Genomic DNA, 16,074 nt, shown 5'->3' on the forward strand with positions numbered 1-16,074 from the left:
CGCCCGGGCGCGAGCGCTCGCAAGCGGCGGCGAGCGGACGAAATTCGATGAGGTCCGACGGCGTGGGCCGCGATCGGCGCGCGCATTCGGCTTGCGTCGATTGATCAGCAGAAAAGGAAGCACAGATGAGCACACCCCGCATTGCGCTGATCGCGCACGATGCGAAGAAGGACGAAATCGTCGCGCTCGCGGGCGCGTACCGCGCGGCGCTCGCGCAATGCCGGCTCGTCGCGACGGGCACGACGGGCGGGCGGATCGCGCAGGCGCACGGGCTCGATGTCGAGCGCAAGCTGTCGGGGCCGCTCGGCGGCGACTTGCAGATCGGCGCGGAGCTTGCCGACGGGCGCGTCGACATCGTGATCTTCCTGCGCGATCCGATGACCGCGCAGCCGCACGACCCCGACATCACCGCGCTCGTGCGCGCCTGCGACGTGCACGACGTGCCGGTCGCGACGAACGTCGCGACGGCGCGCGTGCTGCTCGACGATCTGGCGCGCCGGCTGCCGGTGAAAGCGTGAGCGCCGGCGGCCGCGCGCGGGCGGCTCGGCCAGGCTGAAGTCGGCGTTTGCGTCGTCGCGCGCCCGATGCGCGCCGAAGCCGGGCCCTGCAGGCGTTCGCGCGACGCGCGACAATCGTGCGTCGCGACGCAGGCGCGCCGCCGTGCCCGCCGACCGCGGGCGTCGCGCTCGTCCACGCCATGGCGCGTGCCCGCCGTATCGCCCGGGCGCGCGAGCCGATTACGAACTCAACGCGCATCGCAACCAGGAGAAGCCAGCATGCCGAAGGCAATTCGTTACGACCGGCCGGGCGGCCCGGAAGTCATGAAATGGGTCGACGTCGACGTCGGCGCGCCGCAGCCGGGCGAAGTCCGCATCAAGCAGCACGCGGTCGGCCTCAACTACATCGACGTCTATTTCCGCACCGGCCTCTACCCGCAGCCGCTGCCGGGCGGTCTCGGCATGGAGGCGGCGGGCGAGGTCACCGAAATCGGCGACGGCGTGACGACGCTCAAGCCCGGCGACCGCGTCGCGTACGTCGCGCAGCCGCCGGGCGCGTATGCGCAGGAGCGCGTGCTGGCCGCCGCGAAGCTCGTGAAGCTGCCGGATGCGATCGGCTACGAGGACGCGGCGTCCGTGATGCTGCAGGGCCTGACCGCGCAGTATCTGCTGCGCCGCACGTACGCGGTCAAGCCGGGCGACACGATCCTGATCCACGCGGCGGCGGGCGGCGTCGGCCTCCTTGTCTGCCAGTGGGCGAAGGCGCTCGGCGCGACGGTGATCGGCACGGTCGGCTCCGACGAGAAGGCCGCGCTCGCGAAGGCGCACGGCTGCGATCACCCGATCGTCTATACGCGCGAGAATTTCACCGAGCGCGTGAAGGAAATCACGAACGGCGCGGGCGTGCCTGTCGTCTACGACTCGATCGGCAAGGACACGTACATCGGCTCGCTCGACTGCCTTGCGCCGCTCGGCCTGTTCGTCAGCTTCGGCAACGCGTCCGGGCCGCTGCCGCCGATCGACTCGAAGGAATTCTCGTCGCGCGGCTCGCTGTTCTTCACGCGGCCGACGCTGTTCTCGTACATCGCGAAGCGCGAGGATCTCGATCGCAATGCGGCCGAGCTGTTCGACGTGCTCGCATCCGGGCGCGTGAAGACGAGCATCCAGCAGCGCCATCCGCTCGAGAACGTCGCGCAGGCGCACCGCGATCTCGAGGCGCGGCGCACCACGGGCTCGACGATCCTGCTGCCCTGACTTCGCGGCGGGCCCGGGCGCGCCCGCGACCCGAGTCCGCGCGCCTGTCGCGCTTCGCGCGCCGGCGCGCCCGGCCGCCGTTTGCAACGGCGTGTCGCCGCACGCGCCGGCCTCCGATGCGCGAACGGCGAAGCGCCCGATCGCGCCGCGCACGCCGGCGCCCAAATCCAGATTCCGGACGAACACGGCGATCGCGCGCGCCTTCGCGCCGCGCGGCCGCCGTTTACGCGCTTTTTACACCCCTGCGCGAACCTTTGACCTGCCCTTTACGCGCGATCCTCTAACGTTTCACCGGTCCGATTTGGAACACGGAGAAACAAAAATGGATGCGGTTTACATAGGCGGTCTGGCGCTTTTCACGGGGTTGATCGTCGCGCTGATCGCCGGTTGCGAGAAGCTGGCGCAATACGGTCGCGGGGGGCGTTCATGAGTTGGATGCTGTGGTTGGCGGGGGCGTCGACGTTCCTGCTGTTCGCGTATCTCGTCTATGCGCTGCTGCGCGCGGAGGACATCGAATGAACGCGAACAACCTGTTGCAGGCGGCGATCCTCATCGCCGTGCTGATCGCGGCGGCGGTGCCGGTCTCGCGCTATCTGACGCGCGTGATGGACGGCTCGTCGGCCGTCGTGCGCGTGTTCGGCCCGCTCGAGCGCGTGCTGTACCGGCTCGCGGGCATCGATCCGCGCGCCGAGATGAGCTGGAGGCAGTACGCGTTCGCGACGATCGCGTTCAACGCGCTCGGCGTGCTGTTCCTGTACGCGCTGCTGCGCGTGCAGGGGGGGCTGCCCGGCAATCCGCAAGGCTTCGGCCCGATGACGGCCGACGGCGCGTTCAACACCGCCGTGTCGTTCGTGACGAACACGAACTGGCAGGACTACACGCCCGAGCAGACCGTCAGCTATCTCGCGCAGATGCTCGGCCTCACCGTGCAGAACTTCCTGTCGGCGGCGACGGGCATCGTCGTCGTGATCGCGCTGATTCGCGGCTTCGCGCGCCACACCGCGCAGACGATCGGCAACTTCTGGGTCGACGTGACGCGCGTGACGCTCTACGTGCTCGTGCCGATGGCGGCGATCGTTGCCGCGCTGCTGATGAGCCAGGGCGTGATCCAGAACATGAAGGCATACCAGGACGTGCCCGCGCTGCAGACGACGACCTACGCGGCGCCCAAGCTCGACGCGCACGGCAACCCGGTGAAGGACGCGCAGGGCAACCCGGTGACGGTGCAAACGCCCGTGAAGGCGCAGACGCTCGCGATGGGCCCGGTCGCTTCGCAGGAAGCGATCAAGATGCTCGGCACGAACGGCGGCGGCTTCTTCAACGGCAACTCCTCGCATCCGTACGAGAACCCGACGCCGTTCTCGAACGTCCTCGAGATCTTCTCGATCCTGATCATTCCGGCCGCGCTCTGCCTCGTGTTCGGCAGCATGATCGGCGATCGCCGGCAGGGCATCGCGGTGCTCGCCGCGATGACGGTCGCGCTTGCGGTGGCGATCGGCGTCGAGGTGAGCGCCGAGCAGGGCGGCACGCCGGTGCTCGCATCGATGAACGTCGACCAGACGGCGAGCCCGCTGCAGGCGGGCGGCAACATGGAAGGCAAGGAAACGCGCTTCGGCATCGCGCAGACGGGCATCTTCGTCGTCGCGACGACGGCCGCGTCGTGCGGCGCCGTGAACGCGATGCACGATTCGCTCACGCCCGTCGGCGGCCTCGTGCCGATGCTGCTGATGCAACTGGGCGAGGTGATCTTCGGCGGCGTCGGCTCCGGCCTCTACGGGATGCTCGTGTTCGCGCTGCTCGCGGTGTTCGTCGCGGGCCTGATGATCGGCCGCACGCCCGAGTATGTCGGCAAGAAGATCGAGTCGTACGAGATGAAGATGGTGTCGATCGTCGTGCTGCTCACGCCGTTCCTCGTGCTCGTCGGCACGTCGATCGCCGTGCTCGCCGCGGCGGGGCGCGCGGGCATCGCGAACCCCGGCCCGCACGGCTTCTCGGAGATCCTGTATGCGTTCAGCTCGGCCGCGAACAACAACGGCAGCGCGTTCGCGGGGCTTTCGGTGAACACGCCGTTCTACAACTGGATGACGGCGATCGCGATGTGGTTCGGCCGCTTCGGCACGATCGTGCCGGTGCTCGCGATCGCGGGCTCGCTCGCCGCGAAGAAGCGCATCGCCGCGACGAGCGGCACGCTGCCGACGCACGGGCCGCTTTTCGTCGTGCTGCTGCTCGGCACGGTGCTGCTCGTGGGCGCGCTCACGTACGTGCCGGCGCTCGCGCTCGGCCCGGGTGTCGAACACCTGATGCTGTTCGTCGGCGCGCATTGAACGCGCATACGACACGAGAGGACTCGCGCAAAGCCGGACGACCGGCGATGCGCATCTGAGGATTGCAATGACTCAACATTCCGCTACGCGATCGATGTTCGACCCGGCGCTCGTGCGCCCGGCGATCGTCGATTCGTTCAAGAAACTCACGCCGCGCACGCAGTTGCGCAACCCGGTGATGTTCTGCGTGTACGTCGGCAGCCTCCTGGCGACGATTCTCTGGATCGCCGCGCTGATGGGGCAGGCCGAGGCGCCCGCGGGCTTCATTCTCGCGGTCGCGCTGTGGCTGTGGTTCACGGTGCTGTTCGCGAACTTCGCCGAGGCGCTCGCCGAGGGCCGCTCGAAGGCGCAGGCCGCGTCGCTTCGCAGCGCGAAGAAGGACGTGATGGCCAAGAAGCTCAACGAGCCGCATCCGAAGTCGCCCGTGCGCATCACGACGGCGTCGGATCTGCGCCGCGGCGACGTCGTGCTCGTCGAGACGGGCGACACGATTCCGGCCGACGGCGAGGTGATCGAGGGCGTCGCTTCGGTCGACGAATCGGCGATCACCGGTGAATCGGCGCCCGTGATCCGCGAATCGGGCGGCGACTTCTCGTCGGTGACGGGCGGCACGCGCGTGCTGTCCGACTGGATCGTCGTCAAGGTGACGGCGAACCCGGGCGAGGCGTTCCTCGACCGGATGATCGCGATGGTCGAGGGCGCGAAGCGCAAGAAGACGCCGAACGAGATCGCGCTCACGATCCTGCTCGTCGCGCTGACGATCGTGATGCTGCTCGCCACCGCGACGCTGCTGCCGTTCTCGATGTTCTCGGTCGACGCGATGAAGGCGGGCCACGTCGTGACGATCACCGCGCTCGTCGCGCTGCTCGTGTGCCTGATTCCGACGACGATCGGCGGGCTGCTGTCCGCGATCGGCGTGGCCGGCATGAGCCGGATGATGCAGGCGAACGTGATCGCGACGTCGGGCCGCGCGGTGGAGGCGGCGGGCGACGTCGACGTGCTGCTGCTCGACAAGACGGGCACGATCACGCTCGGCAACCGGCAGGCGTCGGCGTTCGTGCCCGCGCCCGACGTGACCGAAGCGATGCTCGCCGACGCCGCGCAGCTGTCGTCGCTCGCCGACGAGACGCCGGAGGGCCGCAGCATCGTCGTGCTCGCGAAGGAGCGCTTCAACATTCGCCAGCGCGACATGGGCGCGCTGCATGCGGTGTTCCTGTCGTTTTCCGCGCAAACGCGCATGAGCGGTGTCGATCTGTTCCCCAACGGGCCTTCCGCCGGAGCGCCCGGCCGCGAGATTCGCAAGGGCGCGGCCGACGCGGTGAAGAAGTATGTCGAGAGCTACGGCGGGCGCTTTCCCGCCGAGGTGACGAACGCGGTGACGGACGTCGCGCGCCGCGGCAGCACGCCGCTCGTCGTCGCCGAGAAGCAGGGGGACGTTGCGCGCGTGCTTGGCGTGATCGAGCTGAAGGACATCGTGAAGGGCGGCATCAAGGAGCGCTTCGCGGAACTGCGCAAGATGGGCATCAAGACCGTGATGGTGACGGGCGACAACCGGCTGACCGCGGCGGCGATCGCGGCGGAGGCGGGCGTCGACGATTTCCTCGCGGAAGCGACGCCCGAGACGAAGCTCTCGACGATTCGCGAGCACCAGGCGGCGGGCCGGCTCGTCGCGATGACGGGCGACGGCACGAACGACGCGCCGGCGCTCGCGCAGGCGGATGTGGCCGTCGCGATGAACACCGGCACGCAGGCCGCGAAGGAAGCGGGCAACATGGTCGACCTCGACTCGAATCCGACGAAGCTCATCGAGATCGTCGAGATCGGCAAGCAGATGCTGATGACGCGCGGCTCGCTCACGACGTTCTCGATCGCGAACGACATCGCGAAGTACTTCGCGATCATTCCGGCCGCGTTCGCGACGACCTATCCGCAGCTGAACGCGCTGAACGTGATGCATCTCGCGACGCCCGCGTCCGCGATCATGTCGGCCGTGATCTTCAACGCGCTCATCATCGTGCTGCTGATTCCGCTTGCGCTCAAGGGCGTCAAGTATCGTCCGCTCGGCGCCGCGACGCTGCTGCGCCGCAATCTGCTCGTCTACGGCCTGGGCGGGATTCTCGTGCCGTTCGTCGGCATCAAGCTGATCGACGTCGTGCTCGCCGCGCTCGGCTGGGTTTAAAGGAACATCGTCATGAAATCACTGTTTCGTCCGCTCATCGTCGTGTTCGTCGTGCTGGCCGCCGTCACGGGGCTCGCGTATCCGGCCGTGATGACGGTCTTCGGGCAGGCCGTGTTCCCGTCGCAGGCGAACGGCAGCCTCATCGAGAAGGACGGCAAGGTCGTGGGCTCCGCGCTGATCGGCCAGCAGTTCGACGCGCCGCAGTACTTCTGGGGCCGCCTGTCGGCGACGAGCCCGATGCCGTACAACGCGGCGGGCTCGGGCGGCTCGAATCTCGGGCCGCTCAACCCTTCGCTGAAGGACCAGGTGAAGGGCCGGCTCGACGCGCTGAAGGCGGCCGGCACCGATCTGTCGCAGCCCGTGCCCGTCGATCTCGTGACGGCGTCGGCGAGCGGGCTCGATCCCGAGATCAGTCCGGCCGCGGCCGACTACCAGGTCGCGCGCGTCGCGCGTGCGCGCAAGATGCCGGAGGCCGACGTGCGCCGCCTCGTCGCCGACAATACGGCGGGCCGCCAGTTCGGCGTGCTCGGCGAGCCGCGCGTGAACGTGCTGAAACTCAATCTCGCGCTCGACGCCGCGCAGACCGCGCAGTGACGCGATGCGCCGCAAGCGCGCCGCCCGCGCCGCCCGCGCGCGCGGCGCGTCCGCGGCGAACGCGCGGCGCGGTTTGGCGTGTGGGCGAGGGCCGCGGCAAGGACGCCGTGAAACCGGCGTCGCGCATGCCGCCGCTGGCGCGGCCCCGAACTCCGGACGACGTGTTCGACACGTCGTCCTTTCCTTTGCGGGTGTTTTCGAACGACAATGAAGTTCAGCCGCCAACCGGAGACTTCGGCCTCGCATGAATCGTCCCGATCCTGACCAGCTTCTCGACAAGATCCAGCGGGAAGAGGAAAAGCAGCAGCGCGGCAAGCTGAAGATCTTCTTCGGCGCGTCGGCGGGCGTCGGCAAGACCTATGCGATGCTGCTCGCCGCGCGCGCGCGCAAGCAGGAGGGCGTCGACGTCGTCGTCGGCATCGTCGAGACGCACGGGCGCAGCGAGACGGCGTCGCTGCTCGACGGGCTCGACGTGCTGCCGCTCATGCAGATCGAGTACCGCGGCCGCACGATCGGCGAGTTCGATCTCGACGCGGCGCTCGCGCGCAAGCCGCAGCTCGTGCTCGTCGACGAGCTCGCGCACTCGAACGTGCCGGGCGCGCGCCACCTGAAGCGCTGGCAGGACGTGTACGAGTTGCTCGACGCGGGCATCGACGTCTACACGACCGTCAACGTCCAGCATCTCGAGAGCCTGAACGACGTGGTCGGCGCGATCACGGGCATCCGCGTGTGGGAGACCGTGCCCGACCGCGTGTTCGACGTCGCCGACGAAGTCACGCTCGTCGACCTGCCCGCCGAGGAACTGCTGAGCCGGCTGCGCGAAGGCAAGGTCTACATGGCGCAGCAGGCCGAGCGGGCGGTGCGCAATTTTTTCCGCAAGGGCAACCTGATCGCGCTGCGCGAGCTCGCGCTGCGCCGCACGGCCGACCGCGTCGACGCGCAGATGCGCGAGTACCGCGCGGACCGCTCGATCCAGCGGATCTGGCAGGCGCGCGAGCGCCTGCTCGTGTGCGTGGGCCCGGGCCCCGAGGCGCCGACGCTCGTGCGCGCGGCCGCTCGCCTCGCGGCGAGCCTGAAGGCCGACTGGCTCGCGGTGTACGTCGAGACGCCGCGGCTCGCGCGGCTGCCCGACGCGCTCCGGCAGCGCACGCTCAACGCGTTGAAGCTCGCGGCCGAGCTCGGCGCCGAGACGGCGACGCTCACGGGCGCGGACGCGGTCGCCGCGCTGATCGGCTACGCGCAGGTGCGCAATGCGTCGAAGATCGTCGCGGGCGGCTCGTCGAAGACGGGTTTCCTGCGCCGTTTCTCGCGCCCGTTCGGCGAACGGCTCGCGGAGCGCGCGGGCGACGTCGACCTGATGCTGATCCGCGCATCGGCGGGCGAGGACGCGCGCACGCCGCTCGATGCGGGCGCGCGCGCGTGGCGCGATACACTCTCGAGCGTCGTCGACGGCCGCTCGCCGCCGCGCAACTACGGCTACGCGGCCGCGATCTGCGCGCTGATCACGGGCGTCGCGAACCTGCTGCAGGGCCATCTCGACCTGACGAACCTCGTGATGCTGTACCTGCTCGGCGTCGTGTTCTCGGCGGTGCGTCTCGGGCGCGGGCCGGGCGTCGTGCAGTCGTTCCTGTCGGTTGCCGCATTCGACTACTTCTTCGTGCCGCCGCGGATGTCGTTTTCCGTGACGGACACGCAGTATCTGCTGACCTTCTTCGGGATGCTGCTCACGTCGCTCGTCATCAGCCATCTGACGTCGAGCCTTACGCGCGGCGCGACGATCGCGCAGCGGCGCGAGCGGCGCACGAGCGCGATGTACGCGATGGCGCGCGAGCTCGGGGCGGCGCTCACGGCCGAGCAGATCGTCGAGATCGGCAGCCGCCACGTGTCCGAGGTGTTCCGCGCGCGCGTCGCGATCCTGCTGCCGGACAGCGGCGACAAGATCCAGCAGAAGATCGAGAATCCCGACGAGGCGGTGACGATCACGGGCGCGGCGCTCGACATCGACGTCGGCCAATGGGTGTACGACCAGCAGAAGCCGGCCGGGCACGGCACCGACACGCTGCCCGCGGCCACCGCGCTTTATCTGCCGCTGAAGGCGCCGATGCGCACGCGCGGCGTGCTCGCCGTCGTCACGAAGGACCCGGGCGAGCTCGAGGTGCCCGAGCAGCAGCGGATGCTCGACGCGTTCGCCGCGCAGATCGCGCTCGCGGTCGAGCGCGTTCACTACGTCGAGATCGCGCGCGACGCGCTCGTCAACATGGAATCGGAGCGGTTGCGCAACTCGCTGCTGTCGGCGATCTCGCACGATCTGCGCACGCCGCTCACGGCGATCGTCGGCTTGTCGTCGATGCTCGCGAACGCGCGCGGCGGCGGTTCGTCCGCGCGCGAGGACGAACTCGTCGAATCGATCCACGACGAGGCGCTCAGGATGACGGGGATCGTCACGAACCTGCTCGACATGGCGCGCCTGCAGGCGGGCAGCCTGCAGTTGAAGCGCCAGTGGTCGCTGCTCGAGGAGACGGTCGGCGCGGCGCTCGCCGCGTGCAAGCGCGTGCTCGCGCGTCATCCGGCGCGCGTGCGGCTGCCCGCCGATCTGCCGCTCCTGCAGACGGACGCGGTGCTGATGGAGCGGCTTTTCGCAAACCTGTTCGAGAACGCGGCGAAATACACGCCGCTCGACACGCCGATCGAGATCGGCGCGGAGCGCATCGTCGACGACAGCCGGCCGTTCGTGCGCGTGTTCGTCGACGACCACGGCCCGGGGCTGCCGGCCGGCATGGAGGCGCGGATCTTCGAGAAGTTCACGCGCGGCGAGAAGGAATCGGCGACGCCCGGCATCGGGCTCGGGCTTGCGATCTGCCGCGCGATCGTCGACGCGCACGGCGGTAAAATCGGCGCGCTCAACCGGCTCGGGCCGGATGGCAAGGTCGAGGGCGCGCGCTTCTGGTTCACGCTGCCCGTCGACACGCCGCCGCCCGAACCCGGCGCCGGCGACGACGCGCCGGACGACGAAGCGGGCGAGGCAGGCGCGGCGGGCGCAGCGGCGGGGGGCGCAGATGAAGCGGCCGCCGGCGGGCCGTCGGCGGGCGAGCCGCCGGCGGGTGCGGGTTCGCGCTCCGTGTTCGGCGATCGCTTCGCCGCTGCGCGTGCGGCGGGAGAATTCGACGCCGAGGAGCGCACGGCCGGCGAACGCGAGAGCGGCGGTCGCACGGCCGGCGATCGCGCGCCCGACGCGGCTGCGGACCCTGCCCGCCCGGCGTCCGGCCAAGCCGCTGCGGCGTCTTCCGCGCCGCGCCGCGCCGAGGGAGCGCCGTCGCCCGTATCCAACGAACATCCGCATGCCCATGAGTGAACCGACCGTCACCGTCGTTCTGATCGAAGACGAAAAACAGATCCGCCGTTTCGTGCGCAGCGCGCTGGAGGAAGAGGGCATCGCGGTATTCGACGCCGAAACGGGCCGCCAGGGCCTCATCGAGGCCGCGACCCGCAAGCCCGACCTCGCGATCGTCGATCTCGGGCTGCCGGACGGCGACGGCCTCGACGTGATCCGCGAACTGCGCGGCTGGTCCGAAATGCCGGTGATCGTGCTGTCGGCGCGCACGCACGAGGAGGAGAAGGTGGCCGCGCTCGATGCGGGCGCGGACGACTACCTGACGAAGCCGTTCGGCGTTTCCGAGCTGCTCGCGCGGATACGCGCGCACCTGCGGCGGCGCAATCAGGGCGGCGCGGCCGAATCGCCGGTCGTGAAGTTCGGCGACGTGAGCGTCGACCTCGCGCTGCGGCGGGTATGGCGCGGCGGCGAGGTCGTGCATCTGACGCCGCTCGAGTACCGGCTGCTCGCGACGCTCGTGCGGCACGCGGGCCGCGTGCTCACGCACCGCCAGCTGTTGCGCAACGTCTGGGGGCCGACACACGTCGAGAGCCACCACTACCTGCGAATCTACATGGCGCATTTGCGGCAAAAGCTCGAGGCTGATCCCGCGCAGCCGCAGCACATCGTGACCGAGACGGGCGTCGGCTACCGGCTCGTCGGCGCGGGCTGACGCATGGGGCGGCACCGGCGCGCATTCGGGCGCCGCTGCTCGCGGCGCCTCGTCCGTCGTTCGCCGATCTCCAATTTCCGCTCGTCATCCGGCAATCGCCGCACGCTCGCCGCCGTTCCGCGTTCGTCATTCGTCGTTCGGCGCGTGCCGCTCATCGTCGTTCGTCGTCATTCGTCGTCGCGCAGCGTCCTCGACCGTCGCCGTGCCCGAACGCGCGCCGCTCGGGCCGCGAATCGCAAGCATTCGAGCGCGGGACCTGCCCGTTTTCGGTGCGCACCGAGCATTCAATCGATCGCGCCCGACGCCGCGTCGAGCGTTTTTCTCTTATGCTGAATGCTCGTCAAACGCCATGAGGAGGTCAGCCATGTTCGTCCGTCTGCTGTTCGGTTGTGCATTGGGCGCCGCCGCCGCGACGGCGTTCGCGCAGCCGTTGCCGCCGAATCAGTCGGCCACGCTCGCGAATCCCGCGTCGGTGAATTGCGAAAAGCTGGGCGGCAAGGTGGTGATCCACGACGGCCCGCGCGGCCAGTTCGGAATCTGCGCGTTCAAGGACGGACGCGAATGCGACGAATGGGCGCTCTATCGCGACGATCGTTGCGTGCAGCTCGACGCGCACGGCTGGCCGATCGCGCAGCACGGCACGAAGCCCGCGTCGAAGTGACGGCGGCGCGTCGCGCTTTCGCGCCGGCACGTTCGATGCGGAAGCGGGCGAGGAGATGGGCATGGGCCCGCACGCCGGCACGGGCGCGGACGAGGCGCGCGGGCGTCGCCGGCGCGGCCGGCCTTCCGCCGCGAGCCCGCTCGGCAAGGCTGTAAGCCTGTTGTTATACTTCCGCTGCCCGGGGACGACCCCGGGCCGTCGATGTCCAACGGGGACGACCCCATTTGATTCACGGAGAGTCTCCGCATGCCTTGGCTGTGGCTTCTCATCGCCGGTCTGCTCGAAATCGCGTGGGCGGCCGGTCTCAAATCGTCCGAGGGCTTTACGCGCCTCGGTCCGTCCATCTTCACGATCGTCACCGCGCTCGGCAGCTTCGGCTTGCTCGCCGTCGCGATGCGCGAGCTGCCGCTCGGCACCGCGTACGCGGTCTGGACGGGCATCGGCGCCGTCGGCGCGTTCATCTTCGGGATCGTGATGCTCGGCGAAGCGGCGACGTTCGCCCGTATCGCGAGCGCATCGCTGATCGTCGTCGGGCTCATCGGCCTGAAACTGTCGTCGGCCGGCTGAGCGCAGGGTTTGTCGCTGCGGCGGTGGCGTGCGTCGCGCGTCTATAATGAAGCGGAATCCATCTGACAACGTCCCGCCGCCGCGCGCGAACCGGCGGGGCCGGCGGGTCGATGGGCCGCTTCGCCCGGACTCGGGCGCGCGCCGCCCTCGAACCGCGCGCATTGCGCAAGGAGGCGGCACATGGTCGAAGCCATTTCGCTCGGCGCGGGGCTCGCGTGGGCGAGCGGCCTGCGCCTCTATCTCACCGTGCTGATCGCGGGCGTGTTCGCGCGCGTCGGCCTCATCCACCTGCCCGACACGCTCGCGGTGCTGACGTCGCCGTGGGTGATCGGCGCGGCGGCCGTGCTCGCGGTCGCCGAGTTCCTTGCCGACAAGGTTCCCGCGTTCGACTCGCTGTGGGACGCGGTCCACACGTTCATCCGGATTCCCGCGGGCGCGGTGCTCGCGGCGGCGTCGCTCGGCCACGCCGATCCCACGCTCCTCGTGCTCGCGGGCCTCGCGGGCGGCACGCTCGCCGGCTCCGCGCACATCGCGAAGGCGGGCACGCGCGCGCTCATCAACCTGTCGCCGGAACCGATCTCGAACTGGATCGCGTCGACGACGGAAGACGGCCTCACGGTCGGCGGCCTCGTGCTCGCGTTCTTCGTGCCGCTCGTGTTCATCGCGCTGATGATCGGCTTTCTCGCGTTTTCCGCGTGGGCGTTGCCGCGCCTTTGGCGCGGCGTGTCGGGCGGCTTTCGCGGGATGGCGAACCACATGGTGTCGCGGCTGAATTCGATCGGGAGCAAGCGCGATTGACGGCGGCGGGCAAAGCGATTCCGGCCGGCCGCCGCTTCGGCCCAGTCGATCTGCTGCGCCAGGCGGGGCGGATGACGCTGCGCGACTGGCGCGCGGGCGAGCTGACGCTCGTCGCGCTCGCGCTCGTGCTCGCCGTCGCGGCGCTCACGAGCGTCGGCTTTCTCGCCGATAGGCTGCGCCAGGGGCTCGAGCGCGACGCGCGCCGGATGCTCGGCGCGGATTTCGTCGTGCGGGCCGATCATCCGGTCGATCCGGCATTCGCGCGCGAGGCGCGATCGCTCGGCCTCGCGACCGCGACGACCGCGATCTTCCCGAGCATGGTCGGCGCGGCCGATGCGCCCGACTCATCCGGCACGCCCGCCGCCGCGTCCGGAGCGAGCGGCTCGCCGCCCGTGCGGCTCGCGGCCGTGAAGGCCGTGTCGGCGGGCTATCCGCTGCGCGGCGCGGTCGAGATCGCGCCCGGCGCGAACGCGCCCGGCCGCGCCGCCGGTTCGATCCCGGCTCCCGGCGCCGTATGGGTCGATCCGTCGCTGCTCGACGCGCTGCATCTGAAGGTCGGCGATGCGTTGCGCGTCGGCGGCCGCACGTTCGCGATCGGCGCGGCGATCACCCGCGAGCTCGACCGTGGCTTCTCGTTCGTCAATTTCTCGCCGCGCGTGATGCTGCGCGCGGACGAGCTCGAGTCGACGGGGCTCACCGGCTACGGCAGCCGCGTCACCTATCGCCTGCTCGTCGCGGGCGACGATGCCGCCGTCGGGCGCTTCGCGCGCTACGCGCATGCGCGCGTCGATGGCGGCAAGCTGCGTGGCGTCGCGCTCGAATCGCTGCAGGAGGGACAGCCGCAGGTGCGGCAGACGCTCGACCGCGCGCGCCATTTCCTCACGCTCGTCGCGCTGCTGACGGCGCTGCTCGCGGCCGTCGCGATCGCGATGGCGGCGCAGCGCTACATGCGCCGCCATCTCGACGGCTGCGCGGCGATGCGATGCCTCGGCGCCAGCCGCCGCGCGCTGTCCGCGCTGTTCGCGATCGAATTCGCGCTGCTCGGCGTCGCGGGCGGCGCGGCGGGCGCGGCGCTCGGCTACGTCGGCCATCTCGCGCTGCTGCGCGCGCTCGGCAGCCTGATCGACGTCGTGCTGCCGCCGCCGTCCGTGTGGCCCGCGGCGATCGGCATCGCGGCTGGGCTCGTGCTGCTGCTCGGCTTCGCGCTGCCGCCGCTCGCGCCGTTGACGCGCGTGCCGCCCGCGCGCGTGCTGCGCCGCGAATGGGGCGACGCCGGCCGTGTCGCGTGGCTGGGCTACGCGGTGGGCATCGCGCTCTTCGCGGCGCTCCTGATCGCGGCGGCGGGCAACCTGACGCTCGGCGCGATCGTCGCGGGCGGCTTCGCGGGCAGCCTCGTGCTGTTCGCGCTCGTCGCGCGGCTCGCGCTGTTCGCGCTCGCGCGCGTCGTGCGCGACGGCCGCGTCGCGGCGGGGCTCGGCTGGCGCTACGCGCTCGCGTCGCTCGACCGGCGCGGCGCCGCGAGCGCGCTGCAGATCACCGCGCTCGCGATCGGCCTGATGTGCCTGCTCCTCATCGCGATCACGCGCAACGATCTCGTCGCCGGCTGGCGGCGGTCGACGCCGCCCGACGCGCCCAACCAATTCCTGATCGACATCCAGCCCGACCAGCGCGACGACGTCGTCCGCTATCTCGCGGCGAGCGGCATCGTGAATCCGGCGCTGTCGCCGATGGTGCGCGGGCGGCTCGTCGCGGTGAACGGCAAGCCGGTGAACCCGGACGACTACAAGCGCGACGAAGCGCGCCGCCTCGTCGACCGCGAATTCAACCTGTCTTACACGACGCAGTTGCCCGAAGACAACCGGCTCGTCGCGGGCGACTGGTTCGGCGCATCGAGCGTGCCGCAGATCTCGATCGAGGCGGGGCTCGCGAAGACGCTCGGCGTGAAGCCGGGCGACACGCTGCGCTTCGACGTGACGGGCCTGACCGTCGACGCGCCGGTGACGAGCGTGCGCAAGCTCGACTGGGGCACGTTCCGCGTGAACTTCTTCGTGCTGATGCCGCCCGCGGCGCTGCGCGATTTTCCGGCCACCTACATCACGAGCTTCCATCTGCCGCCCCCGCGCCAGCGCGTGCTCGACGGCCTGATCGCGCGGTATCCGAACCTGACGGCGATCGACGTCGGGCCGATCCTCGCGCAGCTCGAGCGCGTGCTGCTGCAGGTGGTCGGCGCGGTGCAGTTCCTGTTCGGCTTCACGCTCGCGGCGGGCGTGCTCGTGCTATATACGGCGCTAGCCGGCTCGCGCGACGAGCGCGTGCGCGAGGCCGCGCTGATGCGCGCGCTCGGCGCGTCGCGCAAGCAGATCGTCGCCGTGCAGCGCGCGGAGTTCGTCGTGGTCGGCGTGCTCGCGGGCGCGATGGCGGCGGCGGGCGCGCTCGCGGTCGGCGCGGTGCTCGCGTCGCGCGTGTTCGATTTCCAGCTCGCGCCCGATCCGTGGCTCGTGCCGGCCGGCATCGCGGCGGGCGTCGCGTGCGCGGGCGCGGCGGGGTGGCTCGGCTTGCGCGGCGTGCTGCGCAGGCCGGCGCTGCAATCGCTGCGCGATGCATGAAGCGCGCGCTCGCGGTATCTTCGGGCGATCCGCTTGTCCATTTCCTGGTTTGTTTTTCGATTCGACCGATTCCCGTATGACCGATGTTACCGATGACGCGCCGTCGCAGCCGACGGCGTTCGAACTCGTGGGCGGCGAGGCGCGCGTGCGCGAGCTCGTCGACCGTTTCTACGATCTGATGGACCTCGAGCCCGAATTCGCCGGCATTCGCGCGCTGCATCCGCCGACGCTCGACGGCTCGCGCGACAAGCTGTTCTGGTTCCTGTGCGGCTGGCTCGGCGGGCCCGATCACTACATCGAGCGCTTCGGCCATCCGCGGCTGCGCGCGCGGCACCTGCCGTTTCCGATCGCTTCGTCCGAGCGCGACCAATGGCTGCGCTGCATCGCGTGGGCGATGCAGGACGTGGGGCTCGACGAGCCGCTGCGCGAGCGGCTGATGCACTCGTTTTACGACACGGCCGACTGGATGCGGAACCGTCCCGGTTGAAATTCCGGTACGCTTCAGTGCGCGCCGCGCGCAATTGCGCCTGTCGCGGCGCGCGCGGCGCACC

Annotated in this window: 14 protein-coding genes; all 14 read left to right on the forward strand. The window is 70.3% G+C overall.

Annotated elements, in window-relative coordinates; genetic code table 11:
* The first annotated feature begins 125 nt into the window (after window positions 1-125).
* The gene (locus BTH_RS17390) at window positions 126-518 is read left to right on the forward strand and encodes a methylglyoxal synthase (RefSeq protein ID WP_009892268.1); all 393 of its coding nucleotides are present in this window, start codon (window positions 126-128) and stop codon (window positions 516-518) included.
* 258 nt (window positions 519-776) lie between these two features.
* Complete coding sequence (locus BTH_RS17395) at window positions 777-1,751, forward strand: quinone oxidoreductase family protein (protein ID WP_009892266.1); 975 nt, start codon at window positions 777-779, stop codon at window positions 1,749-1,751.
* A gap of 91 nt (window positions 1,752-1,842) precedes the next feature.
* Window positions 1,843-2,181: a hypothetical protein gene (locus tag BTH_RS33710; RefSeq protein WP_127446436.1), complete on the forward strand. Its 339-nt coding sequence runs from the start codon at window positions 1,843-1,845 to the stop codon at window positions 2,179-2,181.
* On the forward strand, window positions 2,178-2,270 hold the full coding sequence (gene kdpF / locus BTH_RS17405) for a K(+)-transporting ATPase subunit F (protein WP_004550719.1): 93 nt from the start codon (window positions 2,178-2,180) through the stop codon (window positions 2,268-2,270). The genes BTH_RS33710 and kdpF overlap by 4 nt, the downstream gene beginning before the upstream one ends.
* Window positions 2,267-4,075, forward strand: a complete 1,809-nt coding sequence (gene kdpA / locus BTH_RS17410; RefSeq protein ID WP_009892260.1) for a potassium-transporting ATPase subunit KdpA — start codon at window positions 2,267-2,269, stop codon at window positions 4,073-4,075. Before kdpF ends, kdpA begins: the two co-directional genes overlap by 4 nt.
* Before the next feature lie 67 nt (window positions 4,076-4,142).
* Window positions 4,143-6,254 (forward strand): potassium-transporting ATPase subunit KdpB, encoded by a 2,112-nt coding sequence (gene kdpB / locus BTH_RS17415; protein WP_009903825.1) that lies wholly within the window; start codon window positions 4,143-4,145, stop codon window positions 6,252-6,254.
* A 12-nt stretch (window positions 6,255-6,266) separates the two neighbouring features.
* Window positions 6,267-6,848: a potassium-transporting ATPase subunit KdpC gene (gene kdpC, locus BTH_RS17420; protein ID WP_009892258.1), complete on the forward strand. Its 582-nt coding sequence runs from the start codon at window positions 6,267-6,269 to the stop codon at window positions 6,846-6,848.
* Between the two features lie 244 nt (window positions 6,849-7,092).
* Window positions 7,093-10,200 (forward strand): sensor histidine kinase, encoded by a 3,108-nt coding sequence (locus tag BTH_RS17430; protein WP_009892254.1) that lies wholly within the window; start codon window positions 7,093-7,095, stop codon window positions 10,198-10,200.
* Complete coding sequence (kdpE, locus tag BTH_RS17435) at window positions 10,193-10,891, forward strand: two-component system response regulator KdpE (RefSeq protein ID WP_009892252.1); 699 nt, start codon at window positions 10,193-10,195, stop codon at window positions 10,889-10,891. The genes BTH_RS17430 and kdpE overlap by 8 nt, the downstream gene beginning before the upstream one ends.
* 364 nt (window positions 10,892-11,255) lie before the next feature.
* Complete coding sequence (locus tag BTH_RS17440) at window positions 11,256-11,552, forward strand: putative hemolysin (protein ID WP_009892248.1); 297 nt, start codon at window positions 11,256-11,258, stop codon at window positions 11,550-11,552.
* A 246-nt stretch (window positions 11,553-11,798) separates the two neighbouring features.
* A complete protein-coding gene (sugE, locus tag BTH_RS17445) occupies window positions 11,799-12,119 on the forward strand; it encodes a quaternary ammonium compound efflux SMR transporter SugE (RefSeq protein ID WP_009892247.1) in 321 nt (106 codons plus the stop codon).
* 180 nt (window positions 12,120-12,299) lie between these two features.
* On the forward strand, window positions 12,300-12,917 hold the full coding sequence (locus BTH_RS17450) for a DUF4126 domain-containing protein (RefSeq protein ID WP_009892245.1): 618 nt from the start codon (window positions 12,300-12,302) through the stop codon (window positions 12,915-12,917).
* Window positions 12,914-15,523: an ABC transporter permease gene (locus BTH_RS17455; RefSeq protein ID WP_009892243.1), complete on the forward strand. Its 2,610-nt coding sequence runs from the start codon at window positions 12,914-12,916 to the stop codon at window positions 15,521-15,523. Before BTH_RS17450 ends, BTH_RS17455 begins: the two co-directional genes overlap by 4 nt.
* 76 nt (window positions 15,524-15,599) lie before the next feature.
* Window positions 15,600-16,010: a group II truncated hemoglobin gene (locus tag BTH_RS17460; RefSeq protein ID WP_009892241.1), complete on the forward strand. Its 411-nt coding sequence runs from the start codon at window positions 15,600-15,602 to the stop codon at window positions 16,008-16,010.
* The last annotated feature ends 64 nt before the right edge of the window (window positions 16,011-16,074 follow it).

Source organism: Burkholderia thailandensis E264 (assembly GCF_000012365.1).
In the GTDB taxonomy this organism is placed as follows: domain Bacteria; phylum Pseudomonadota; class Gammaproteobacteria; order Burkholderiales; family Burkholderiaceae; genus Burkholderia; species Burkholderia thailandensis.